Annotated in this window: 21 protein-coding genes; 15 read left to right on the forward strand and 6 right to left on the reverse strand. The window is 63.6% G+C overall.

Annotation, left to right across the window (positions count from 1 at the left end):
- Positions 1-54: 54 nt before the first annotated feature.
- Complete coding sequence (locus BM136_RS00225; protein ID WP_092969185.1) at positions 55-846, reverse strand: IclR family transcriptional regulator; 792 nt, start codon at positions 844-846, stop codon at positions 55-57.
- A gap of 325 nt (positions 847-1,171) precedes the next feature.
- Here BM136_RS00225 and BM136_RS00230 point away from each other — a divergent pair, with 325 nt between their 5' ends.
- The 10 genes from BM136_RS00230 to BM136_RS00275 all read left to right on the forward strand — a co-directional run bounded on the left by BM136_RS00230 (position 1,172) and on the right by BM136_RS00275 (position 9,789).
- The gene (locus BM136_RS00230; RefSeq protein WP_092970660.1) at positions 1,172-1,861 is read left to right on the forward strand and encodes a 3-oxoacid CoA-transferase subunit A; all 690 of its coding nucleotides are present in this window, start codon (positions 1,172-1,174) and stop codon (positions 1,859-1,861) included.
- Positions 1,858-2,520, forward strand: coding sequence for a CoA transferase subunit B (locus BM136_RS00235; RefSeq protein ID WP_092969188.1), 663 nt, complete (start codon positions 1,858-1,860; stop codon positions 2,518-2,520). The genes BM136_RS00230 and BM136_RS00235 overlap by 4 nt, the downstream gene beginning before the upstream one ends.
- Before the next feature lie 22 nt (positions 2,521-2,542).
- Complete coding sequence (pcaF, locus tag BM136_RS00240) at positions 2,543-3,745, forward strand: 3-oxoadipyl-CoA thiolase (protein ID WP_092969191.1); 1,203 nt, start codon at positions 2,543-2,545, stop codon at positions 3,743-3,745.
- A gap of 7 nt (positions 3,746-3,752) precedes the next feature.
- Complete coding sequence (locus tag BM136_RS00245) at positions 3,753-5,117, forward strand: 3-carboxy-cis,cis-muconate cycloisomerase (protein WP_092969194.1); 1,365 nt, start codon at positions 3,753-3,755, stop codon at positions 5,115-5,117.
- A 22-nt stretch (positions 5,118-5,139) separates the two neighbouring features.
- The gene (pcaD, locus tag BM136_RS00250; protein WP_092969197.1) at positions 5,140-5,952 is read left to right on the forward strand and encodes a 3-oxoadipate enol-lactonase; all 813 of its coding nucleotides are present in this window, start codon (positions 5,140-5,142) and stop codon (positions 5,950-5,952) included.
- Positions 5,945-6,343 carry a 4-carboxymuconolactone decarboxylase gene (pcaC, locus tag BM136_RS00255; protein ID WP_037028357.1) on the forward strand — a complete coding sequence of 133 codons (399 nt, stop codon included), beginning with the start codon at positions 5,945-5,947 and terminating at the stop codon, positions 6,341-6,343. The genes pcaD and pcaC overlap by 8 nt, the downstream gene beginning before the upstream one ends.
- An 81-nt stretch (positions 6,344-6,424) precedes the next feature.
- A complete protein-coding gene (locus tag BM136_RS00260) occupies positions 6,425-7,294 on the forward strand; it encodes a branched-chain amino acid ABC transporter permease (protein WP_092969200.1) in 870 nt (289 codons plus the stop codon).
- Positions 7,291-8,325, forward strand: a complete 1,035-nt coding sequence (locus tag BM136_RS00265) for a branched-chain amino acid ABC transporter permease (RefSeq protein ID WP_092969203.1) — start codon at positions 7,291-7,293, stop codon at positions 8,323-8,325. The genes BM136_RS00260 and BM136_RS00265 overlap by 4 nt, the downstream gene beginning before the upstream one ends.
- Entirely contained in the window at positions 8,322-9,095 is a 774-nt protein-coding gene (locus tag BM136_RS00270) for an ABC transporter ATP-binding protein (RefSeq protein WP_092969205.1), read from the forward strand. Before BM136_RS00265 ends, BM136_RS00270 begins: the two co-directional genes overlap by 4 nt.
- Positions 9,088-9,789 (forward strand): ABC transporter ATP-binding protein, encoded by a 702-nt coding sequence (locus tag BM136_RS00275; RefSeq protein WP_092969208.1) that lies wholly within the window; start codon positions 9,088-9,090, stop codon positions 9,787-9,789. Before BM136_RS00270 ends, BM136_RS00275 begins: the two co-directional genes overlap by 8 nt.
- 3 nt (positions 9,790-9,792) lie before the next feature.
- On the opposite strand, the gene BM136_RS00280 is transcribed toward BM136_RS00275, so the two are convergent.
- Positions 9,793-10,962, reverse strand: a complete 1,170-nt coding sequence (locus tag BM136_RS00280) for an ABC transporter substrate-binding protein (RefSeq protein WP_092969210.1) — start codon at positions 10,960-10,962, stop codon at positions 9,793-9,795.
- Between the two features lie 139 nt (positions 10,963-11,101).
- Positions 11,102-12,079, reverse strand: a complete 978-nt coding sequence (locus BM136_RS00285; RefSeq protein ID WP_092969213.1) for a LysR family transcriptional regulator — start codon at positions 12,077-12,079, stop codon at positions 11,102-11,104.
- 119 nt (positions 12,080-12,198) lie between these two features.
- On the opposite strand from BM136_RS00285, the gene pobA reads away from it, so the two are divergent.
- Positions 12,199-13,425, forward strand: a complete 1,227-nt coding sequence (gene pobA / locus BM136_RS00290) for a 4-hydroxybenzoate 3-monooxygenase (protein ID WP_092969216.1) — start codon at positions 12,199-12,201, stop codon at positions 13,423-13,425.
- Here pobA and BM136_RS00295 read toward each other — a convergent pair.
- Positions 13,403-14,509, reverse strand: coding sequence for a glycoside hydrolase family 191 protein (locus BM136_RS00295; protein ID WP_092969219.1), 1,107 nt, complete (start codon positions 14,507-14,509; stop codon positions 13,403-13,405). The two genes, pobA and BM136_RS00295, sit on opposite strands and share 23 nt — an antisense overlap.
- A gap of 306 nt (positions 14,510-14,815) precedes the next feature.
- Here BM136_RS00295 and BM136_RS00300 point away from each other — a divergent pair, with 306 nt between their 5' ends.
- From BM136_RS00300 to BM136_RS00310, 3 genes are all read left to right on the forward strand, one after another.
- Positions 14,816-15,109, forward strand: a complete 294-nt coding sequence (locus BM136_RS00300) for a hypothetical protein (RefSeq protein WP_004631110.1) — start codon at positions 14,816-14,818, stop codon at positions 15,107-15,109.
- Positions 15,110-15,457: 348 nt separating this feature from the next.
- Positions 15,458-15,676: a translation initiation factor IF-1 gene (infA, locus tag BM136_RS00305; RefSeq protein WP_004631109.1), complete on the forward strand. Its 219-nt coding sequence runs from the start codon at positions 15,458-15,460 to the stop codon at positions 15,674-15,676.
- Positions 15,677-16,146: 470 nt separating this feature from the next.
- A complete protein-coding gene (locus tag BM136_RS00310) occupies positions 16,147-17,142 on the forward strand; it encodes a hypothetical protein (RefSeq protein ID WP_092969222.1) in 996 nt (331 codons plus the stop codon).
- Between the two features lie 130 nt (positions 17,143-17,272).
- Here BM136_RS00310 and galU read toward each other — a convergent pair whose 3' ends face one another.
- Both galU and BM136_RS00320 read right to left on the reverse strand, forming a co-directional pair.
- Positions 17,273-18,145: a UTP--glucose-1-phosphate uridylyltransferase GalU gene (gene galU / locus BM136_RS00315; protein ID WP_092969225.1), complete on the reverse strand. Its 873-nt coding sequence runs from the start codon at positions 18,143-18,145 to the stop codon at positions 17,273-17,275.
- Positions 18,146-18,178: 33 nt separating this feature from the next.
- Positions 18,179-21,055, reverse strand: coding sequence for a valine--tRNA ligase (locus BM136_RS00320; protein WP_092969228.1), 2,877 nt, complete (start codon positions 21,053-21,055; stop codon positions 18,179-18,181).
- 150 nt (positions 21,056-21,205) lie between these two features.
- Here BM136_RS00320 and BM136_RS00325 point away from each other — a divergent pair, with 150 nt between their 5' ends.
- Positions 21,206-23,566, forward strand: coding sequence for a UvrD-helicase domain-containing protein (locus BM136_RS00325; RefSeq protein WP_092969231.1), 2,361 nt, complete (start codon positions 21,206-21,208; stop codon positions 23,564-23,566).
- Position 23,567: the final 1 nt, after the last annotated feature.

A 23,567-nucleotide genomic window follows, 5' to 3' on the forward strand; every position in this document is an offset into this window, starting at 1 on the left:
ACTGTCGGGATGCGAGGCGCGCAGCGCACTGGGCGCTGCCGCCTTTAACTCAGGTCAGGTCCGTACCCGCACCATGGCAGAAATACGCTCGGCCGCCTGCTGCAGCGGGCCGAGAAACTGCTTCGTCATCTGTTTGCCGGAAGTCCGGTTGGCCTGGCCGCTGATGTTCATGGCGGCGATGATATCCCCCGCGCGATTGCGGATCGGCGCCGACAGCGAAATCAGCCCTTCCTCAAGCTCCTGGTCGACCAGCGCCCAACCCTGTTGGCGCACGCCGGCAATGATCTTCTTCAGTGCGTCGACATCTGTGATGGTGCGTTGCGTGCGCGCCCGCCGGTCGGACTCGCGCAGTGCAATGTCGAGCTGGTCCTCGGGAAGGCCCGACAGCAGTACGCGACCCATCGACGTACAGAACGCCGGCAGGCGGCTGCCGACAGACAGGTTCAGCGCGATGATCTTCTGCGTGGGCACACGCAAAACATAAACGATCTCCGTCCCATCCAGGACCGAGGCGGAGCAACTTTCGTGCACCGTCTGCACGAGTTCTTCCATCACCGGCTCGGCTAGGTTCCAGAACGGCATCGAGGTGAGATAGGCGAACCCGAGATCGAGGATCTTGGGCGTGAGGCGGAAGAGGCGGCCCTCAAAGCTGACATAACCCAGGCTGAGCAGCGTGAGAAGGATGCGGCGGGCGCCGGCGCGGGTCAGCCCTGTGGCCTCGGCGACTTCGGAGAGCGTTTGCTCGGGACGCTCAGCATTGAACGCGCGGATGACCGACAGGCCCCGGGCAAAGGACTGGACGTAGGAATCGCTGGGTTTTTCGGTGGGCAGTTCGGCAGCAGACATGCAAAGAAAGATGAAAGCGGTGCAGTAGCCTCAAGCCTACTGGCATTACCCCGGTTTCGCTACTCGAACGGTTGATCGGTATGCGTACGCCTTGACACGCTTAGGAAGGCAGGCGTAGATTAGTTCTTGGATCGAACTCGAGTTCGTATAGCGAACAAATGTAGGAAGATAAGCGTGGGCCGGACAGCAAAGGCCTGTGTCGATCCGATCGTCAAACAGGAGACTCGCACGCCGCCCGGTTGCGGCTCGGCCATGTCCGGCCCCCGCGATGCTCCGAACCGCGCTAGCCATCGAGAATGTGCGGCGCCCTTGCCGGAGAATGCACGTGATCAACAAGCTTTGTTCGTCTGTGGAGGCCGCCCTGGCCGATATCCCGGACGGTGCCACCATCATGATTGGCGGGTTCGGTACTGCCGGCATGCCATCGGAACTCATCGACGGGCTCATCGCGCATGGCGCGCGTGAGCTGACCATCATCAACAACAACGCCGGCAATGGCGAGATGGGCCTGGCCGCGCTGCTCAAGGCGCGCCGCGTGCGCAAGATCGTTTGCTCGTTCCCGCGCCAAGCCGATTCATATGTGTTCGATGCGCTGTATCGCGCCGGCGAGATCGAGCTGGAACTGGTGCCGCAAGGCAACCTGGCCGAGCGCATCCGCGCCGCAGGTGCTGGCATTGGCGGCTTCTTCTGCCCGACTGCCTATGGCACGCAATTGGCCGAAGGCAAAGAAACGCGCATCATCGACGGCAAGCCGTACGTGTTCGAGTTGCCGCTGACCGCCGACTACGCCCTCATCAAGGCCCTGCGCGCCGACCGTTGGGGCAACCTCGTTTATCGCAAGACGGCGCGCAACTTCGGGCCGGTGATGGCAATGGCGGCCAAGTGCACTATTGCGCAGGTCAGCGAGACGGTGGAGCTTGGCGAGCTGGACCCGGAGCACATCGTCACGCCGGGCATTTTTGTGAAGCGCGTCGTGCAACTCGGCAACGCTGCGCAAGCGAAGGAGGCCGCATGAGCGCCGAAACCACCGCCAAGATTCAACGCTGGACGCGCGACCAGATCGCTACGCGTGTGGCGCGTGATATTCCCGATGGCTCGGTCGTCAACCTGGGCATCGGCTTGCCGACGCTGGTGGCGAACCAGTTGCCGGCCGATCGCGAAATCATTCTGCACACCGAAAACGGCCTGCTGGGCATGGGCCCCGCGCCCGCGCCCGGGCAAGAAGACGAAGACCTCATCAATGCCGGCAAGCAGCCGGTCACAGTCAAGCCTGGCGCATCGTTCTTCCATCATGCCGATTCGTTTGCCATGATGCGAGGCGGCCATCTCGACTATTGCGTGCTCGGCGCCTTCCAGGTGTCGGCCACGGGTGACCTTGCCAACTGGCACACCGGTGCACCCGATGCAATTCCAGCAGTGGGCGGTGCGATGGATCTGGCCATCGGTGCCAAGCGTGTTTTCGTCATGATGGAGCACCAGACCAAGCAGGGCGAAAGCAAGATCGTGCCGTCGTGCACGTATCCGCTGACGGGGATCGGCTGTGTCGATACCATCTACACCGACCTCGCGGTGATCGACATCACGCCCGAAGGACTGGTGGTGCGTGAGATGGTCGACGGCCTCGATTTCGATACGCTGCAGACGATGACGGCGGCGCCGTTGCGTCGTGTCTAGAACTATTGGAGACAGAACAATCATGACCGAAGCCTTTATCTGCGACGCCATCCGGACCCCCATCGGCCGATACGGCGGCAGCCTGTCTGCCGTGCGCGCGGATGACCTTGGCGCGGTGCCGCTCAAGGCGCTGATGGCGCGCAACCCGCAGGTCGACTGGTCGGCCATCGACGACGTGATCTTCGGCTGCGCCAACCAAGCAGGGGAAGACAACCGCAACGTGGCGCGCATGTCGTCGCTGCTGGCCGGCTTGCCGGACAGCGTGCCGGGCTCCACCATCAACCGCCTGTGCGGCTCGGGCATGGACGCGACCGGTACCGCCGCGCGCGCCATCCGCTCGGGTGAAACCGCGCTGATGATCGCGGGCGGCGTGGAGAGCATGAGTCGAGCGCCGTTCGTGATGGGCAAGGCCGCGAGCGCCTTCTCGCGCGATGCCGCCATCTACGACACCACCATCGGCTGGCGCTTCGTCAACCCGCTGATGAAGGCGCAATATGGTGTCGACTCGATGCCCGAGACCGCCGAGAACGTCGCCACCGACTACAAGATCAACCGCGAAGACCAAGACCGCTTCGCGCTGCGCAGCCAAGCCAGCGCCGCGCGTGCGCAAGAAGACGGCACGCTCGCTCAGGAAATTACTCCGGTAACGATCCCACAGAAGAAAGGCGATGCCATTGTGGTGGACCGGGATGAGCATCCCCGCGCCACGAGCATGGAAGCGCTCGCCAAGCTCAAGGGCGTGGTGCGTCCGGACGGCACCGTGACCGCCGGCAATGCGTCGGGTGTGAACGATGGCGCCTGCGCGCTGCTCCTTGCCAATGAAGACTCCGCCAAGCGCTTTGGCCTGACCCCGCGTGCGCGCATCGTCGGCATGGCTACCGCGGGTGTGCCACCGCGCGTGATGGGCATTGGCCCGGCACCGGCGTCGCAGAAGCTGCTCAAGCAACTGGGCCTGACGATTGATCAGATGGACGTGATCGAGCTGAACGAGGCGTTTGCTGCGCAGGGTTTGGCAGTGACGCGTCAACTGGGCCTGCGTGATGACGACCCGCGCGTCAACCCGAATGGCGGCGCCATCGCACTGGGCCACCCGCTCGGCATGAGCGGCGCGCGCTTGGTGACGACGGCGATGTATCAGCTGCAACGCACGGGCGGACGCTATGCACTGTGCACGATGTGCATCGGCGTGGGGCAGGGCATTGCGCTGGTGATCGAACGCGTTTGATACGGCCGTGACCAGCGGACTGCTCGATCGCGCATTTTCCACACCGGCCATGTTGGCGGTGTGGTCCGATGCGGCCACCGTGCGCGCGATGCTCGATGTGGAGGCCGCTCTCGCCCAGGCCGAGGGCGCGGTTGGCGTGATTCCGGCGCAAGCCGTCGCGCCGATCCGCGCGGTGTGCGCCAACGTAACGTTGGACTTGGATGCGCTGGGCACCGCCGCTGCCAGCGCTGGCAACCTGGCGATCCCGCTAGTCAAGCAACTGACCGCCGCCGTCGCGCAGCACGATGAAAACGCCGCGCGCTACGTGCATTGGGGCGCGACCAGCCAGGACATCATCGATACCGGTTTGATGCTGCAGTGGCGGCAATCGGCGGAGTTGATCGAAGCGGATTTGCAGAAGCTGGCAGACGGTCTGGCCGCGCTGGCGCAACGTCATCGCAACACACCGATGGTGGCGCGTACATGGTTGCAGCAAGCCCTGCCGTCCACGTTCGGGCGCAAGGTTGCGGGCTGGCTGGAAGCGGTGCATCGTGCGCAGGATCGTTTTGCCGCGTTGCGCGCGCATGTGCCCGCGCTGCAGTTTGGCGGGGCGGCAGGCACGCTTGCCAGCCTGGGCGTACATGCACGCGCCGTCGCTCAAACGCTGGCGCACGCGCTTGATCTGCCGCTGCCTGCTCTGTCGTGGCACGGCGAGCAAGATCGAGTCGCCGATATTGGGACCACGCTCGCACTGCTGACCGGCGCGCTGGGCCACTTCGCGCGCGATCTCTCGCTGATGATGCAGACCGAGGTCGGCGAGGTTGCCGAGCCGTCCGGTGCCGGCAAGGGCGGTTCTTCCACCATGCCGCATAAGCGCAACCCGGTTGGCTGCGCGACGGTGTTGGCTGCGGCCACGCGCATGCCTGGCCTGGCGAGCACGCTGCTGGCCGCGCTGCCGCAGGAGCACGAACGCGCGCTCGGCGGTTGGCAGGCGCAGTGGGCGACGTTGCGCGAGATGGCCTGCCTTGCGGCGGGCGCGCTCGATCGCATGTGCGAGATCGTTGAAGGCCTGCAGGTCGATTCGGCTCGCATGCGCGCAAATCTCGACGTTACGCACGGCCTGATCCTCGGTGAAGCCGTGATGCTGGCGCTCGGCGCAAATCTTGGTCGCCTGCAAGCGCACCATGTGGTCGAAGCGGCCAGCCGCAAAGCCGTACAAGAGAGCAAAACGCTGCATGACGTGCTGGCCCAAGACGCCGACGTCCTGCGCATCTGGGGCACCGCCACGCCGCAACGGCTGAGCGCGCTGCTCGATCCCACCCATTACCTTGGCGATGCGGGCGCCGCTGTCGACCGCGTGCTCGCGGAACACGCTCGCCGCCATCATCCCTGAACACACATTCCACGGAGACACCATGCCCTGGCTTGAACACGACAACGTCCGCCTGTATCACGAATTCGATGATGGGCCCGCCACGGGTAAGCCGGTGCTGGTGCTGTCGAACTCGCTAGGCACCAACCTGGGCATGTGGGAGCCGCAGCTCGAAGCGCTGCGTCAGCACTTCCGCCTGTTGCGCTATGACCAGCGTGGCCACGGCCAGTCGAGCGTGCCCGACGCGCCGTTTGGCGTCGCACAGCTCGGCGGGGATGTGCTTGCACTGCTCGATCACTACGACATTGAGCTTGCGCTGTTCTGCGGCCTGTCGATGGGCGGCTTGACTGGCCTGTGGCTGGCCGCGCATCACGGCGAGCGCTTCCCGCGCATGGTGGTGACGAACACCGCCGCGCTGATCGGCACGCAGCAAAGCTGGAACACCCGCATCGCGCAGGTCGAACAGGGCGGTATGGCGAGCATTACGGAAACGGTGCTGGAGCGCTGGTTCACGCAGGGCTACCGCGATGCCAACGCAAGCCGCGTCGACATCGTCAAGACGATGTTGCTGTCGACGCCGGACGCGGGCTACAACGGCAACTGCGGCGCGATTCGCGATGCGGATTTACGCGCGCAGCTGCCGGACATCCGCGTGCCGATGCTGGTGATTGGCGGCACGCACGATATTTCCACGCCGGCTGCACAGACCAAGCTCATTGCCGACGGCGTGCCCGGCGCCCAGTACATCGAGCTGTCTGCCGGCCACCTCGCCAACTGGGAGCAGGCCGATGGCTACACCGAAGCGCTGGTCAGCTTCTTGACGACCGGCGTGGTGCGCGAGGTTGCCCATGGATGATCGCGAACGCTATGCCGCGGGCATGGAAGTGCGCCGCGCGGTGCTGGGCGATGCCCACGTCGACCGTGCCAACGCCGCGCAGACCGAGCTGACCGCACCGTTCCAGGATCTCATCACGCGCTACGCCTGGGGCGAAATCTGGACACGCCCCGGCTTGCCGCGCCACACGCGCAGTCTGCTGACGATCGCCATGATGGTCGCCCTCGGCCGCGACGGTGAGTTGCGTCTGCATCTGCGTGCCGCGGCCAACAACGGTGTCACGCGCGACGAGATTCAGGAAACGTTGCTGCAGACGGCCATCTACTGCGGCGTGCCGGCTGCCAACCATGCCTTCCATCTCGCGCAGACGGTGTTTGCCGAGATGGATGCGGAGGGCGCTGCGAAGAAGTAACACCGCCGTCTCCGGAGAGACGCCACGCAACACACCGGGTAAACCGGCCGCCGAGCTGGAAAAAGCCCAAGGAGGAGACCCATGCTCAGCGCATTGGGTGTGTTGTTCGACGGGCTGGCCTACGGCAGTCTGTTGTTCCTGATCAGCATCGGCCTGTCGGTCACGATGGGCCTGATGAACTTCATCAACCTCGCGCACGGCGCGTTCGCCATGGCGGGCGGCTATGTGTGCGTGGTGCTGATGAACCGCTTCGGCGTGCCGTTTATGGCGACGCTGCCCATCGCTTTCATCGTCACCGCGGGTATTGGCTTTGTGCTGGAGCGCACGCTGTACCGGCGGCTCTATCGCGCGAGCCCGCTCGATCAGGTGCTGTTCTCCATCGCGCTCGTTTTCATGGCGATGGCGGGTGCGACTTACGTGTGGGGGCCGTCGCAGCAACCCGTTGAACTGCCGGAGATGCTGCGCGGACAATGGCGGGTGTTCGATAGTGCGTTGGAAGTTGGGCGCTACCGGCTGTTCCTGATCGGCGTGGTGATTGCGCTGACGGCGCTGCTGGCGTGGCTGATCGAGCGCACGCGCTTTGGCGCCCAGGTGCGCGCGTCGGTGGATCACCAGCAGGCGTCGGCGGGCCTGGGCATCAACGTAAGTCTGGTGTTCTCCGTAACGTTTGCGCTGGGTTCAGGGCTGGCAGGATTGGGCGGCGGATTGGGCATCGATGTGCTCGGGCTCGATCCTGCGTTTCCGATCAAGTACATGGTGTACTTCCTGCTGGTGGTGGCAGTCGGCGGCGCGGGCTCCATCAAGGGCGCGTTGCTGGCCGCGCTTGTGTTGGGAGTGTTCGACGTGGCGGGCAAGTACTACGTGCCGGACGTGGGCGCGTTCGTCATCTACGGGTTGATGGTGGTGCTGCTCGTATTTTTCCCGAGCGGTCTGCTGGGGAGGCGCGCATGAGTGTGCTGCAGCAACTGAGGCGGGCTGCGCAACCGGTCGAGTGCTCGCCCGCGCATGGCTTGCCGGGCGCGCGCTGGTCGCCGTTCGAGATCGTGTTCTGGTGCGTGCCGATCGCGGTGTTCTTTCTTCTTCCCGATTACCTCGTCTTTGGCAGCCAGGTGCTGATCGTCGGGCTGTTTGCGTTGTCGCTTGATCTGGTGCTGGGCTATGCAGGCATCGTGTCGCTCGGGCATGCAGGTTTCTTTGGGCTCGGCGCTTATACCGCCGGACTGCTCGCGGCGCATGGCTGGGGTGAGCCGCTCACCGGCTTGGCGGCAGGCGCCATCGTCGCGGCGCTGGGCGGTTTTTGTGTGAGCTTCCTCGTCGTGCGCGGGCAAGACCTGACGCGATTGATGGTCACGCTCGGCATCGGCCTGATGCTGTATGAAGCGGCCAACAAGATGGCGTTTCTTACGGGCGGTGTCGATGGCCTCTCCGGTGTGACGATGCACAACCTGCTCGGCACCTTTGAGTTCGATCTGGAGGGGCACACCGCGTACGTTTACAGCTTGGTCGTGCTCTTCCTGGTGTTTGTGGCGCTGCGTCGTCTGGTGCGCTCGCCGTTCGGGCTGTCGCTGCGCGGCATTCAGCAGGGGCCGAAACGCATGCCGGCCATCGGTGCGGATGTCCGCATGCGGCTGGTGGCGGCGTTCACGGTGAGCGCAGCGATTGCCGGGGTTGCAGGCGGATTGCTCGCGCAGACCACGCAGTTTGTCGGGTTGGATTCGCTGGGTTTTTCGCGCTCTGCAGAGCTATTGATCATGCTGGTGCTGGGCGGAGCAGGCCGGCTGTACGGTGCGCTGATCGGCGCGGCGGTATTCATGGTGGCGCAGGACGTGTTGGCCGGCATCAATCCCGTCTACTGGCAGTTTTGGATCGGCCTGTTGCTGATGGTGATCGTGCTGTTTGCGCGTGGCGGAATTCTCGGTGGGGTGGAAGCTGCCGTATCCGCGGTCAGAGCGCGCGGTGCTCGCAAGGGAGGTACGGCATGACTGTGCCGACGATGCATCCGGCGCCCACATTGAGCACGCGAGGCCTGTCCAGGCGCTGGGGCAGCTTTCACGCCAATTCCGATATCTCGCTGTCTTTTGCGCCCGGTGCGCGCCATGCGTTGATCGGCCCCAACGGCGCGGGCAAGACCACCTTCATCAACTTGCTCACCGGCACGCTGGCGCCCACTGCGGGCCAGGTGCTGCTGGACGATGAAGACATCACGCGGCTGCCCGCACACCAGCGCGTCAAGCGAGGCATCACACGCACATTCCAGATCAACACGTTGTTTCCGGGATTGACGGCGCTGGAATCGGTGATGCTCGCGATCTTCGAACGCACCGGCGCGTCGTGGCATTGGCACCGCACCGTCGCATCGCACAAGGATGCACGCGACGAGGCGATGGCGTTACTGTGCCGCTTGCAGCTCGGCGACGATGCGCTGTTGCCGACGCATGCGTTGCCGTACGGCAAACAACGGCTGGTGGAGATCGCCTTGGCGCTGGCTACGCAGCCTCGCATCCTGCTGCTCGACGAGCCAGCCGCCGGTATCCCGAGCGGAGAAAGCACCGAGCTGTTCGAGGTGATCGCCAGCCTGCCGCGCGATATCACCATCCTTTTCATCGAGCACGACATGAACCTCGTCTTTCGCTTTGCCGAGCGGATCAGCGTGCTGGTGGCTGGCCGCGTTCTGACCGAAGGTACGCCACAGGAGATCGCGACTGACCCACGCGTGCGCGAGGTCTACCTCGGGGAGACGGAGCATGCCTGAACTGTTGTCGTTCGAGAACGTCACGGCCGGCTACGGCAACGCCGTGGTGCTGGACGACGTGTCGTTCGCACTGGAGGCAGGTGGCAGCCTCGCGCTGCTGGGGCGCAACGGCGTTGGCAAGACCACACTCCTGACCACGCTGATGGGCTTTACGCGCTTGCATGCCGGGCGTATCCGCTGGCAGGGCGCGGACATCGCGAAGGTGCCGCCGCATCGACGGGCGAGGGCTGGGCTTGGCTGGGTGCCGCAGGAGCGGTGGATGTTTCCCTCGCTGACGGTGCAGGAACACCTGAGCGCCGTGGCGCGACCCGGCCCCTGGGATGTGGCGCGCGTCTACAAGACGTTTCCGCGCCTGCAGGAGCGGCGCCGCAACCTTGGTAATCAGCTGTCGGGTGGGGAGCAGCAGATGGTCGCCATCGCGCGCGCGCTGATGACGAACCCCGCGCTGCTGCTGTTGGATGAACCGATGGAAGGCCTCGCGCCGATCATTGTGCAGGAGCTTGGCCGAGCCATCCGCGCGCTCGCTGATGAAGGCGGCATGGCCCTGATCGTGGTGGAGCAGCATGCGCGTCTGGCGCTGCAACTCACGCAGCGCGCGCTGGTGCTCGATCGAGGCCGGATCGTGCATGCATCGGCCAGCGCCGATTTGCTGGCCGATGCGCCCTTGCTGCAGCGGCTTGTGGCCGTTGCGTAGGGCTTACTTGCCTGGGTCCTTCACGTCGGCAAATTTGTCGAACTCGACGTTGTAAAGCTCGTTGCTAACCTTCTCCACCTTGCGGATGTAGACCGTCTGCACCACATCACGCGTGGCCGGGTCAATGGTGATCGGTCCGCGCGGGCTGTCGATCTTCATGCCCTTGAAGGCCGCCATGGCTTTTTCCCCGTCGATCTTGCCGCCGAGCTTGTTGATCACGTTGTAGATCGCACCGATGCCGTCATACGCGGCAACCGCCATGAAGTTCGGGCGGCCTGCACCGGGGTTGGCCTCGGCAAAGGCTTTCAGGAAGGCCTTGTTCTGCGGCGAGTCGTGCGCGGCCGAGTAGTGGAACGACGTGATGACACCCAGCGTCGAGTCGCCCATGGCCGGCAGTACGTGGTCGTCTGTCAGGTCGCCCGTCGCGATGACCTTGATCCCGGCCTGCGCCAGACCGCGCTCGCGGAAACCCTTCATGAACGCCACGCCTTGCTCGCCAGCCGGCAGGAAGACGAACACGGCTTGCGGCTTGCTGTCTTTCACGCGCTGGATGAACGGCGCGAATTCAGGATTGCGCAGTGGCACGCGCACGGCTTCGACCACCTGGCCGCCGCCGGCAGTGAACGTCTGCTTGAACGCGTTTTCTGCATCGAGGCCGGGCGCGTAATCGGCCACCACGGTCGCCACCTGCTTGATGCCGTTCTTCAGGGCCCACGAGGCGATGGGCGTGGAGACCTGCGGCAGCGTCATCGATACGCGCGTCACATAGTCCGACTTGGTGGTGATTGACGACGATGCTGCATTGAAGATCACCATCGGCTTCTTGGCCTGCTGCGCGATGGGCGCCACCGCCAGCGCTTCTGGCGTGAGGCCGAAGCCCGCCAGGAAATCCACCTTGTCTCGCACCACCAGTTCCTGTGCGAGACGCTTGGCGACGTCCGGCACGGGGCCAGTCGTGTCCTTCACGATGATCTGCACCTGGCGCCCGCCGGCGGTTGTGCCGTGCAGCTTCTGATACGCCTTGATGCCGTCTTCCATCTGCTTGCCGTAGTCGGCAAAGGGGCCGGAGAAGGGCGCGATCAGGCCGATCTTGATCGGCTCGTCCGCAAAGGCGGGCAGGCCGGTCATCAGCGCACCAGCAACGGCAGTCAGCAGCAGCACACGACGTTTCATGAAGGTCTCCAAAGGTTGATCGGCAAGCGTGAGCCGAAAGACACCGCAACGGCGTCGCCTGCGCGTGCCGACGATCCTAAAGGCTCCGTGTTCGCATTGCAATCGAGTGTTCGGATTGTGAACATTCGGGATGGATCGACTACTTCGTGTTCTTGCGTTTCGCGGGCCGATGGCCAGGCTCGCGCCATTCATCCGCCTCGTCGTTGAACAGCGACGACACCAGCGCCCGGAACCACTGGCTGCGCGTGTCGTTATGGAACTTGCGATGCCAGTGCTGCTTGAGGTCGAAGCTTGGCAGTTCCAGCGGCGGCTCCATCACGCAGATGTTGGCGTGCGATTGCATGAACGACAGGCCCACCGCGTGTGGCACCGTCGCAATCAAGTCCGTGCGTGCGAGGATGAATGGAATGCTCATGAAATGTGGCGTGAGCAGCGTCGGCGTACGTCGGATACGCTTGCGCTCCAGAAACCGCTCGTACAGTTCCTGGCTGCGTCCCTCCGCGCGCACCACGGCGTGCCCGTATTCCAGAAACTGCGCCATCGACAGCTTTGTGTTGCCGCCGTGCGTGACGGGATGATCGGCACGCACGATGCATGTGAAGTAGTGGGTAAACAGCCGCTGCTGGAAGAAATTGTTCTTCTTCAGGTCGGGGAAGTAACCGACGGCCAGGTCGAGCGAACCAGTCTCCAGCGCGCGTTCGAGCTGGGCCGGCGGCAGCGATACGGACTGCACCGACGCCCGCGGCGCCTCCCGTGCCATCGCCTCGACAATGCGCGGCAGGAAGACCATCTCACCCACGTCCGACAACGAGATCGAGAACCTGTGCGTGGTGGTGGTCGGATCGAACGCGCCCGTCTCGAAAATGCCTTCCTGCACGCGGGCCAGGACGTCGCGCGCCGCCGGAATCAGCGCCAGCGCCCGTGGCGTCGGCTCCATGCCGCGCGAGGTGCGTACGAACAGCGGGTCGTCCAACGCGGCACGCAGCTTTCCCAGCGCGGTGCTCACGCCCGGCTGGCTCATACCAAGCTGTTGCGCGGCCATGCTTACGCTGCGCGCGTCATGCAGCGCCAGCAGGATCGGCAACAGGTTCAGGTCAAAGTCGGGCAGGGTAGTCATGGCAAACGCACTATCTGAATTAGCGATAAAGTTTATCGCCAATATTGCATTGTGCGATATCAAGTCGCCCGCCAACAATGGTTGCCAGAACGATTCCAAATCATCTGGAGACAACCACCATGCGCACCCAGGTCGCCATCATTGGTGCAGGCCCGGCAGGCCTTCTGCTCGGGCAGCTTCTGCACCGCAACGGCATCGATGCCGTCATCCTCGAAACCAAGAGCCGCGCGTACGTTGAAGAGCGCATCCGCGCCGGCGTGCTGGAGCAAGGCACCGTCGACGTGCTCAACGAAGCAGGCGTGGGCGAGCGCATGCGGCGCGAGGGGCTCGTGCACCACGGTATCGACCTGCTGTTCGGCGGCAAGCGCCATCGTATTGACCTGACGGCGATGTCGGGCGGCCGCTCGATCACCGTGTATGGGCAGCACGAGGTGGTGAAGGATCTGATTGCCGCACGCGTGGAGCAGGGTGCGCCGCTGTTGTTCGATGTGAGCGAGGTGTCGGTGCACGACATCGAGTCCGCCACGCCTTCGGTGCAGTTCGTCCACGACGGCGTGCCGCAGACATTGCAATGCGATTACATCGCCGGGTGCGATGGCTTTCACGGCATCTGCCGGCAGGCGATTCCGGCACAGCGGCAAGCGGTGTTCGAGCGCGTGTATCCGTTTGCCTGGCTTGGCATCCTGGCGGAAGCCGAGCCCGCCGCGGAAGAGCTGATCTACGCGAGCCACGATCGCGGCTTTGCGTTGTTCAGCATGCGCTCACCCAAGATCACGCGGCTTTACCTGCAATGCAAGCCCGATGAGAACCTGGCCGAATGGTCCGATGCGCGCATCTGGGATGAACTCCACACGCGCCTGGAAAACAACGACGGCTGGCGGTTGAAGGAAGGCCCGATCCTGCAGAAGAGCGTCACGCCGATGCGCAGCTTCGTCTGCGAGACGATGCAGTATGGGCGTCTTTTCCTGGCGGGCGATGCTGCGCACATCGTGCCGCCTACCGGCGCGAAAGGCATGAACCTCGCCGTCGCCGATGTGCGCGTCCTGGCCCAGGCGCTCACGGCACGCTACAAGCAGAACGACACCGCCCAGCTCGCGGGCTACGCCGAACGCTGCCTGCAACGCGTCTGGCGCGCCGAGCATTTCTCCTGGTGGATGACATCGATGCTGCATCGCTTTGACGACCACACGCCGTTCATGCAGAGGCTGCAGCGCGCCGAACTGGACTACGTGACCAGTTCGGCTGCCGGCGCGCGCGTGCTGGCCGAAAACTACGTCGGCCTGCCGTTTGCCGATGCGCCGGCCGGTGCGTCGTTGAGCGTGGTCAGTAATTCCAGGGCGGCGTAGTCGTCGGCTTGGAGAGCGCAATGCGCGAGACCAGCGGGCGGAAGCCTTGCCCGCGCGACGCCGTGTAGACCTTCTGCGCGTTGGCCGTCTTCAACGCGTAGTCGATCGTGAAGACGGGCACGTTGCCGACGCAGTATTTCTGCAACTGCTCGATCGTCCATTGCGTGTCCACAGCGCTTGCAGCCTTGTCGCCACCGGAGGTGCTGCTCCATGCGGCCCCGGCGCTGCCGCCGAACCACGTGTCTTCCTGCGAGATGCCATCGATCGTCGCCAGCAACGTTGATCCACCGCCGTCATCGATCAGCGAAGGTGCGTTTTGCTGGATTACCGCAAACTGGGGGTTGATGGCGCGCCCCGCCGCACGAATCTTGGCGATGAAGTCCACCATGGCCTGGGCCGGGTCGACGCCTGCCGTCTGGGCCGCGTCCACTACCGAAGGCTCGGCATACGCCTCGACCCAATCCAGATAGACGCCATCGAACCCTTCGCGCGCCAGTTGCGCAACGGCACCGTTCGGCCCGAGCCAGAGCGCTTGCCAGCGGGGGTCCCAGAACGCGACGGGGTAGTCGCCCGCCCAGCCATCGGGGTCGGCCTTGATGATGAAGTCAGGAGTGCCGGGGCCGTCTGCTGTCGGTGCCTTCCAGCTCGACACCCAATAGGTGCGGAAGTCTTCGGCCTCGCCAATGTCAATGTAGGCGAGCACTTTGCGCGCGGAGCCGTCGGGCTTGGTGCGCAGGCGCGCCACCATGTCGACGGTGTTGAAGTTTTCCAGCCCCTTGATGGTGTTGTTGGCCTCAATCACCAGCATGTCGTACGGCTGCGCGTCCAGCGCGTCAATCTGCGCGCCGGTGGTCATGCCCTGCAACTGATACATCCACGTCTGCACTCCTGCCAGCGGCGAGGTGCCGTTGACTCCGCAAGCAGGTGTGGTGGCCCCGGCAGTAGTAGCTACCGTTTTCGACGCAATCGCGGTATCGGAAGCAGCGCCGACTTGCGGGCTCAATGAGGAACCGCCATCGCCACCGCCACAGGCAGACAGCATCAGCCCGGCACACGCCAGGGCAATCGGAGAGATCAGGCGCATTGTCATTCTTGAAAGGGTTGGGATTGGGTGCCTTGCTCAGCGCGTACGTTTCGGTTTCGATGCCACGGCAAGCACCAATCCAAGCTAGCACAATCGGATTGCGCTTCACCCTGCCGAGGAGGGGTGACGTTCTGAAACTTCTTTAGACCAGCTTTCGCCGCCGCTCCGGAAGTCTTTGCGGCGACGACGTGCCCGCGCCCGCTGTGCCGTGCCCGAAGTCAAACGTTGCCGTCGCTTTCATCGCCATGCAAAACACACGGGTGTATAGTCAGACAGCACTCGACGTTCAAGAAGGGGGCATTTCAGATGGACACTTCGCCGGCGGGCCAATACAAAGGCTTCGACATTTATCCGTTGGCTTTCCAACATGAACGCACGGCACGCTGGCCCGAGGCCAGGGAGGATCGCAGCTACAACGCGGCCGTGATGATCTGTCGGGCGGGGGAGTCGCCCGAGCCGGGGCAGACCCAAGTCTTCCGCCTCTCGGGGGACCGCCAGTTCAGCAATGTGGGTGCTGCGCGCATTGCAGCCCTGCGCTTCGCTGAGAGCATCATCGATGGCGACGTGCCTGAACTGTCGCTTCCTGCCGACGGCGCCTGAAACCGCGGAATCTGCCCGTGGTAGAATAGCGGGCGAATCCGGCTCGCCGCCGCGCCAATCATGGCCGGTGGCGGCTGAGTCCAGCACCGGGGAATACCCCGCGCCGAGTCGGGCGGCGCGCATCTGCGACCGCCACCCATCCTCGCTCTCGCTTGCACGAAACGGCGCGCGCCTTTGGCGGGCGCGATTTGTGTTTCGTGCAACTCGGTACCCCCCCAGGCCCGCTGTCCGGGCAGATGATCGCGGCGTACTGCTGCATGCCGCTCAAGGCGTGTGGCGTGGTTCGGGTGGGTCATCACATCATTGCAACCATCGGCGCAGCCGCGTGCTGCATACAAAGGAACGAGTTTGGCCAAGGAAGAACTGATTGAATTTGAAGGGGTGGTGTCTGAAGCACTACCCGACAATCGTTTTCGCGTGCAGTTGGAAAACGGCGTGGAAATCTGGGCTTACGCATCGGGCAAGATGCAAAAGCACCGCATCCGTATTCTCGCGGGCGACCGTGTGAAGCTGGAAATGTCGCCGTACGACCTCACGAAGGGTCGCATCAACTACCGGCACAAGTAAAAACGGCTGTGCCGCCAAGACGTCCACCCCGTGGGCGTTTCGAAGAAACCGCGTGTCTGCCCGACCCGCGGTTTTTTTATTATTGCTGCGTAAGCAGCATTAAATTTCGTTGATCTCCCGGCAACATCCGGTATCATGCCGCTTGGCTGCCAGCGGGGGGAACGCGGTTGGCAGTCAACTGAAGTGCAGGGCTTGTCATGTTTTCAAGCCGCGAGCTGCCCTCGGGTGAGCTCGCGCCAGCTGTACCAGTCCACTCATAAGCGCACGGCCGCCGATCAATCCATCGACTCGGCAGGACCTCTAATCGCGCATCCATTCGCCGACCGGGGCGTCATCTGACGCTCGCACCCGTTCGGTGTTCAGTGTGCTACAGGAGTCACACCACATCGGGATACCGCACAGGTAGGACGGCGCTTGTCCATCGAAGTACTGGGCGTAACGTTTTGCGTCCGAGGGAATAGAAAACCACAATGTTGGAAACCAAAAAAGCAGCACAGAGGGCGGCGCGCATGAGCCTGCGCGCTTTGGTGGGTCTGACGGCGGCGGCAACGCTGACAGGCCTGGGAATACAAACCGCCTCGGCGCAGGCCACACGCCCGAAGGCACCGATCTACGGCGTCACGCTTGACGACGTCAGCAGCATCAACGCGATCGTGGCCTCGCTTACGCACCTGCCGTACAAGCCGACCGTGCGCGTGGTCTTTGACCCGGGTACATCGGCAGCCGACTATTACGCACCACTGGTCAAGCTTCATCAAGTCGCCTACGTGATGGGCGAAGTGATGGATTCATACTATTTCCCGGTCGACTCGACGACCTACAGCGCACGCACCAACGAGTTGGTGAGCACGCTGAAGAATGTCGTGGACGTATGGGAAATCGCCAATGAAATCAACGGCGAATGGTTGCGTGCCAATCCGAGCGGTCCGACCACGACGGCGACGTCGCAGGAACAGCAGATCGGTCAGATGGTGGGCAACGCCTACGACATCGTGAAGGGCGCGGGCGGTCTTGTGTCGGTGACGATGTACTACAACGACGACGGCAAGGGCACCAACTGCTACGAGTTGCCGATGGATTCTTGGCGTACCTGGGCGACCAACTTCCTGCCCTCGCGTGTGCGCCAGGGTGCGGACTACGCGTTGTTCAGCTACTACCCGTACCAGGACTGCCCCGGTTTGAATCCGTCGTGGGCAAACGATTTCAAGTTGCTGGAAAGCATCTTCCCGGTCGCGAAGGTGGGCTTTGGTGAGATCGGTACGTCCAGTACGTCGGCGCCGCTGTCGGTGCAGCAGAATCTGATCAAGTCGTACTACCCCATGGGTACCACCTCGATGGCAGCGGATCCGCGGTTCATCGGGGGTTACTTCTGGTGGAATTACGTTGAGCAGATGCTGCCGTACAGCACGAGCTCGTACTGGAGCCTGCTGAACAACACCATCAAGCCGTTGGCAGCTCCGCAATAAGAAGAGGCCGCAGCCTCTCCTCGCAAAAGGGTGGGACTCCGCGCCGGACGGACGGGACACGATCCGGCAACAAAAAACCCGCGTCAGCTCACGCTGCGCGGGTTTTTTCTATGGCGACGCGCCTATTGGCTCAGCCGCGTGCAGCCAGATAGGCTCGGAAGTCGTCAGCGACTTCCTTGTGCTTGAGCGCCAACTCCACCGTTGCCTTCAGGTAGCCCAGCTTGCTGCCGCAGTCGTAGCGCACGCCCTTGTAGCGGTAGGCCAGGACTTGTTCGGCAGACAACAGCGATTGGATGGCGTCCGTCAGTTGCAGCTCGCCGCCCGCGCCCGGTTTGAGGTTGCGGATGTGATCAAAAATGCGCGGCGTCAGGATGTAGCGGCCGACCACGCCGAGGTTGGACGGCGCGTTCTCCGGCGCCGGCTTCTCTACGATGGCCGACATCTTGATCACGCTGCCGTCTTCTTCCCACGGGCGGCCGTCGACCACGCCGTATGAACGGCTCTGCTCGCGGTCGATCTCTTCCACGCCGATCACCGAGCAGTTGTAGTGGTCGTATAGGTCGACCATCTGCTTCATCACGGGCGGCTCGCCGTCCAGCAGGTCGTCAGCCAGGATGACGGCGAAAGGTGCATCGCCGACGAGCTTTTCAGCGCATTGCACGGCGTGGCCCAGACCCAGCGCTTCAGGCTGGCGCACGTAGAAGCAATCCACGTGCGACGGCTTGATCGAGCGCACGACTTCGAGCAGCGCGGTCTTCTGCTTGGCTTCGAGTTCGGCTTCCAGCTCGTAGGCCTTGTCAAAGTGGTCTTCAATTGCGCGCTTGCTGCGGCCGGTCACGAAGATCATCTCCGTGATGCCGGCGGCCATGGCTTCTTCCACGGCGTACTGGATCAGCGGCTTGTCCACGACCGGCAGCATTTCCTTCGGGCTGGCCTTGGTGGCCGGCAGAAAGCGGGTTCCGAGCCCCGCGACGGGGAAAACGGCTTTGGTGACGCGTTGCATCGTGGTTTCCTTGATATCGATTGTTCTGGGCGCTCAGGCAGCCTGTACCGGCAGCCGTGCAATTTGGGCTTCCAGTTTGGCCAGCGTGGCTTTGAAATCGGTCACACGCTTTTGTTCCTGTTCCACCACGGCAGCCGGCGCGCGGGCGACGAACGATTCGTTGCTGAGCTTGGCTTCGCACTTGGTGATCTCGCCGCGCAGGCGGTCGATTTCCTTCGACAGGCGCGCATGCTCGGCAGCCACGTCGATCTCGATCTTCAGCAGCAGCTTGTTCTCGCCGACGATCGCGACCGGTGCGCCGGCACCGTCCTGTTCCATGGCGGCCGCGTCCGTGTAGACCTTCACCTCAGACAGCTTGCCCAGCGCTTGCACGTACGGCGCGGCCACCTGCAGGAATTCGGCTTCGCCGTTGGCGTACAGCGGCACGCGTTGAGCGGGGGAGATGTTCATCTCGCCGCGCAGATTGCGGCAGGCGTCCACCAGTGCCTTCAACTGCTGAACCCATTGCTCGGCCTGCTCGTCGATCTTGGAAAGCGCGGCGCGCGGGTACTCCTGCAGCGCGAGGCTTTCGGTGCCATCGCCCTTGGCGCGGCCGGCCATCGGTGCAACCTTCTGCCAGAGCTCTTCGGTAATGAACGGAATGATCGGATGGGCCAGGCGCAGCACGGTTTCCAGCACACGCAGCAGCGTGCGGCGCGTGGCGCGCTGCTGAGCCGGCGTGCCGGTCTGGATCTGCACCTTGGCGAGTTCCAGGTACCAGTCGCAGTATTCGTCCCAGACGAACTTGTAGATGGCGTTGGCGATGTTGTCGAAGCGGTAGTCGGCAAAGCCTTTTTCCACTTCGGTTTCCACGCGCTGCAGCAGCGAGACGATCCAGCGGTCAGCCTGCGAGAAGTGCAGGTAGCCTTCGGGGCCGCAATCACCGACGCATTCCTGCATGCCGCAGTCCTGGCTTTCGGTGTTCATCAGCACGAAGCGCGTGGCGTTCCAGAGCTTGTTGCAGAAGTTGCGATAGCCCTCGCAGCGGCCCGGGTCAAAGTTGATGCTGCGGCCCAGCGTGGCGAGCGAGGCGAACGTGAAGCGCAGCGCATCGGCGCCGAACGCGGGAATGCCTTCGGGGAATTCCTTGCGCGTGCGCTTTTCGACCTTGGGTGCGTCCTTCGGGCGGCGTAGGCCCGTGGTGCGCTTGGCCAGCAGCGGCTCCAGCGCGATGCCGTCGATCAGGTCCACCGGGTCGAGCGTGTTGCCCTCGGACTTGCTCATCTTCTTGCCTTCCGAATCACGCACGAGGCCGTGCACGTAGACGGTGTGGAAGGGCACTTCACCGGTGAAGTGCAGGGTCATCATGACCATGCGCGCCACCCAGAAGAAGATGATGTCGTAGCCCGTGACCAGCACGGTCGACGGCAGGAAATGTTTCAGTTCCGGCGTATCGGCCGGCCAGCCCAGCGACGAGAACGGCACCAGCGCCGACGAAAACCACGTGTCGAGCACGTCGTCGTCACGCGTGAGCGCGCCGGTATAGCCCTTGGCGGCTGCTTGCGCTTTCGCTTCTTCTTCCGTGCGCCCGACGTACACGTTGCCCGCTTCGTCGTACCACGCCGGAATCTGGTGACCCCACCACAGTTGGCGCGAGATGCACCAGTCCTGGATGTTATTCAGCCACTGGTTGTACGTATTGACCCACTGCTCGGGCACGAGCTTGATCTTGCCGCTCTGTACGGCATCGAGCGCGACTTCAGCGATGGAGCGGCCCGGGAAGCGCGTGCCTTCCGGCGCCGGTTTGCTCATGGCGACAAACCACTGATCCGTCAGCATCGGCTCGATGACGACGCCAGTACGGTCGCCGCGCGGCACCATCAGCGTGTGCTTCTTGACTTCAGCCAGCAGGCCCTGCGCTTCGAGGTCTTCGACCATCTTCTTGCGCGCGTCGAAGCGATCCAGGCCGGCATAGGCGGCGGGGGCATCGGCAACGATCTTCGCGTCGAGCGTCAGGATCGACAACTGGGGCAGCTTGTGGCGCTGGCCTACCGCGTAGTCGTTGAAGTCGTGGCCCGGAGTGACCTTGACGACGCCGGTGCCGAATTCGCGGTCGACGTATTCGTCGGCAATCACCGGGATCTTGCGATCGGTCAGCGGCAGGTGAACGAACTTGCCGATGAGGTGGGCGTAGCGCTCGTCCTCGGGGTGCACCATCACGGCCGTGTCGCCGAGCATCGTTTCCGGACGGGTGGTGGCCACCGTCAAGTGTGTCAGGCCGCGCACGGTGTCCGGTTCGGCCAGCGGATAGCGGATGTGCCACAGCGAGCCTTCTTCCTCTTCGCTCACCACTTCCAGGTCGGATACGGCGGTGCCGAGCACCGGATCCCAGTTGACGAGGCGCTTGCCGCGATAGATCAGGCCCTGCTCATACAAACGCACGAAGACGTCGCTGACGGCGCGCGACATCTTCGGGTCCATCGTGAAATATTCGCGCTCCCAGTCGATCGAGGCGCCCATGCGGCGCACCTGGCGTGTGATGGTCGAGCCCGATTGCTCCTTCCATTCCCAAACCTTCTCGACAAACTTTTCGCGGCCCATGTCATGGCGCGACACGCCCTGGGCATCCAGCTGGCGCTCGACAACGATCTGCGTGGCGATGCCAGCGTGGTCGGTGCCCGGAACCCACAGCGTATTGGCGCCGGCCATGCGCGCGTGGCGCGTCAGGCCGTCCATGATGGTCTGGTTGAACGCGTGGCCCATGTGCAGCGTGCCCGTCACGTTCGGCGGCGGGAGCTGGATACAGAAGTCGGGCTTGCCGGCTTCGAGCGTCGCGCGGGAGACGCCCATCGCTTCCCAAGCCGCGCTCCACTTCTGCTCGATGGTGGCGGGTTCGAAACTCTTGGCGAGGGACTGGTTTTGATCGGTCATGCTGACGGGGCGCAATGGGCGCAAAAAGACGTTTGGCCCAGGAAAATGGCGGGCGAAAGCTTGGAATTATACGGCGTGTCGATGTCCGGCACGGGCGAAGCGGCGAATGCGGCCGGTATAATTTCAGGATTCTGCCGAGGCTCCTCCCGCATGTCCGACCTGCTCGCCAATCTGAACCCCGAACAACGCGCTGCCATCACCCTTCCCGATGAATCGGCGCTGATCCTGGCGGGGGCAGGCAGCGGCAAGACGCGCGTGTTGACCACCCGCATCGCGTGGCTCATCCAGAGTGCGCGGGTCTCGCCGACAGGTGTGCTGGCCGTCACGTTTACAAACAAGGCGGCCAAGGAAATGACGGCCCGCCTGCAGGCCATGCTGCCGATCAACACGCGCGCCATGTGGATCGGCACGTTCCACGGTCTGTGCAACCGGTTGCTGCGCGCGCATTTCCGCGATGCCGGCTTGCCGCAGACGTTCCAGATTCTCGATACGCAAGACCAGCTGTCCGCCGTCAAGCGTCTGCTCAAGTCGCTCAATATCGACGACGAGAAATTCCCACCAAAGAACGTCCAATACTTCATCAACGGCGCCAAGGAGCAGGGCCTGCGCGCGGGCGATCTGGAAATCGCCAACGAGTACGACCGCCGCATGGCCGACCTCTACGCCGCTTACGACGCGCAATGCCAGCGCGAAGGCGTGGTCGATTTTGCCGAACTGCTCCTGCGGTGCTACGAACTGCTGCGCTACAACGACGCTATCCGCGCGCACTACCAACGGCGCTTCAAGCACATCCTGGTTGATGAGTTCCAGGATACGAACAAGCTGCAATACGCCTGGCTGAAGATTCTGGCCGGCCTCGGCGAGCCTGGCGTCACGCCCAACGCCATCTTTGCCGTGGGCGACGATGATCAGAGCATCTACGCGTTTCGTGGTGCCAACGTTGGCAATATGGTCGACTTTGAACGCGAATTCCGCGTCGAGCACCGGATCAAGCTGGAGCAGAACTATCGTTCGCACGGCCACATCCTCGATACTGCCAATCACCTGATTTCGCACAACACGCGTCGGCTGGGCAAGAACCTGCGTACCGATGCCGGCCATGGCGAGCCGGTGCGTGTCTACCAGGCCGCGACGGACGGGCAGGAGGCCGGTTGGATCGTCGATGAGGTCCGCGACCGCATTGCCACCGGCATGTCGCGCTCGGAAATCGCCATCCTGTATCGCAGCAACGCGCAGTCGCGGGTGATCGAGCACGCGCTGTTCTCGGCCGGCATCGCCTACAAGGTGTACGGTGGCCTGCGCTTCTTCGAGCGCGCGGAAATCAAGCACGCGCTGGCGTATCTCCAGCTTCTTGAGAATCCCGACAATGACGCGGCGTTTGGCCGCGTGGTGAATTTCCCGGCGCGTGGCGTGGGAGCGCGTTCACTGGAGCAACTGCAGGATGCGGCGCGGCTGTACGGCATTTCGCTCGCGGCGGCGGTGCCGTATCTCACGGGCGCGGCGGGCACCAAGTTGTCGGCGTTTGTGCGCCTGATCGAACAGATGCGTGCCGACACGCGCCAGATGACGCTGCCCGAAATCGTCCAGCACGTCATTCACGCCAGCGGCCTGATCACGCATTACCAGGGCGAGAAGGAAGGCCAGGACCGCATCGAGAACTTGCAGGAACTGGTAACCGCTGCCCAAGCCTTCGTTGCCGAAGAGGGCTACGGCGTCGACGCGATTGCAACCGCGCTGCCTGTGCGCCACGACGCCATGCTGCGCATCGAAGGCGGCGAGATCGATACCGTCTCTGAGCTCGTGACCGACGAGACACCCGCGGAGATGACGCCGCTGGTCGCGTTTCTTACGCACGCCTCGCTGGAAGCAGGCGACAACCAGGCACAGGCCGGCCAGGATGCCGTGCAGATGATGACCGTGCATGCGGCCAAGGGGCTGGAATTCCACGTCGTCTTCATCACCGGGCTGGAAGAGGGCCTGTTTCCGCACGAAAACAGCCAGATGGAGAAAGACGGCCTGGAGGAAGAGCGCCGCCTGATGTATGTGGCGATCACCCGTGCGCGCGAACGGCTGTATCTGTCGTTTGCGCAAAGCCGCGTGCTCCACGGCCAGATCCGCTACCACATTCGCTCGCGCTTCTTTGATGAACTGCCCGAAGAGACGCTGAAGTGGCTGACGCCGCAGCACTCGGGCTATCAGGCAACGCGCCGTGTGCAAGGCGATTCCGCCTGGGGCAAGGACTGGTTCAAGCGCCCCGAGCGCGGTGATGATCACGCCTACACTGGCCGCCCGACCGGCGGCATGGACACCGGCAAGAACTACGCCGATGCCAAGCGCGCAGAGGCCACGGGCTTCCGCGTGGGCCAGTCGGTGTTCCACAACAAGTTCGGGGAAGGCGTCATCACGACGCTGGAAGGCGAGGGCGCCGAGGCGCGCGCCCAGATCAAGTTCAACCGCCACGGGGTGAAGACGCTGGCGTTGGGTATCGCCAAGCTCGACCCGATCAACTGAG

Source organism: Ralstonia sp. NFACC01 (genome assembly GCF_900115545.1).
Taxonomy (GTDB): Bacteria; Pseudomonadota; Gammaproteobacteria; order Burkholderiales; family Burkholderiaceae; genus Ralstonia; species Ralstonia mojiangensis.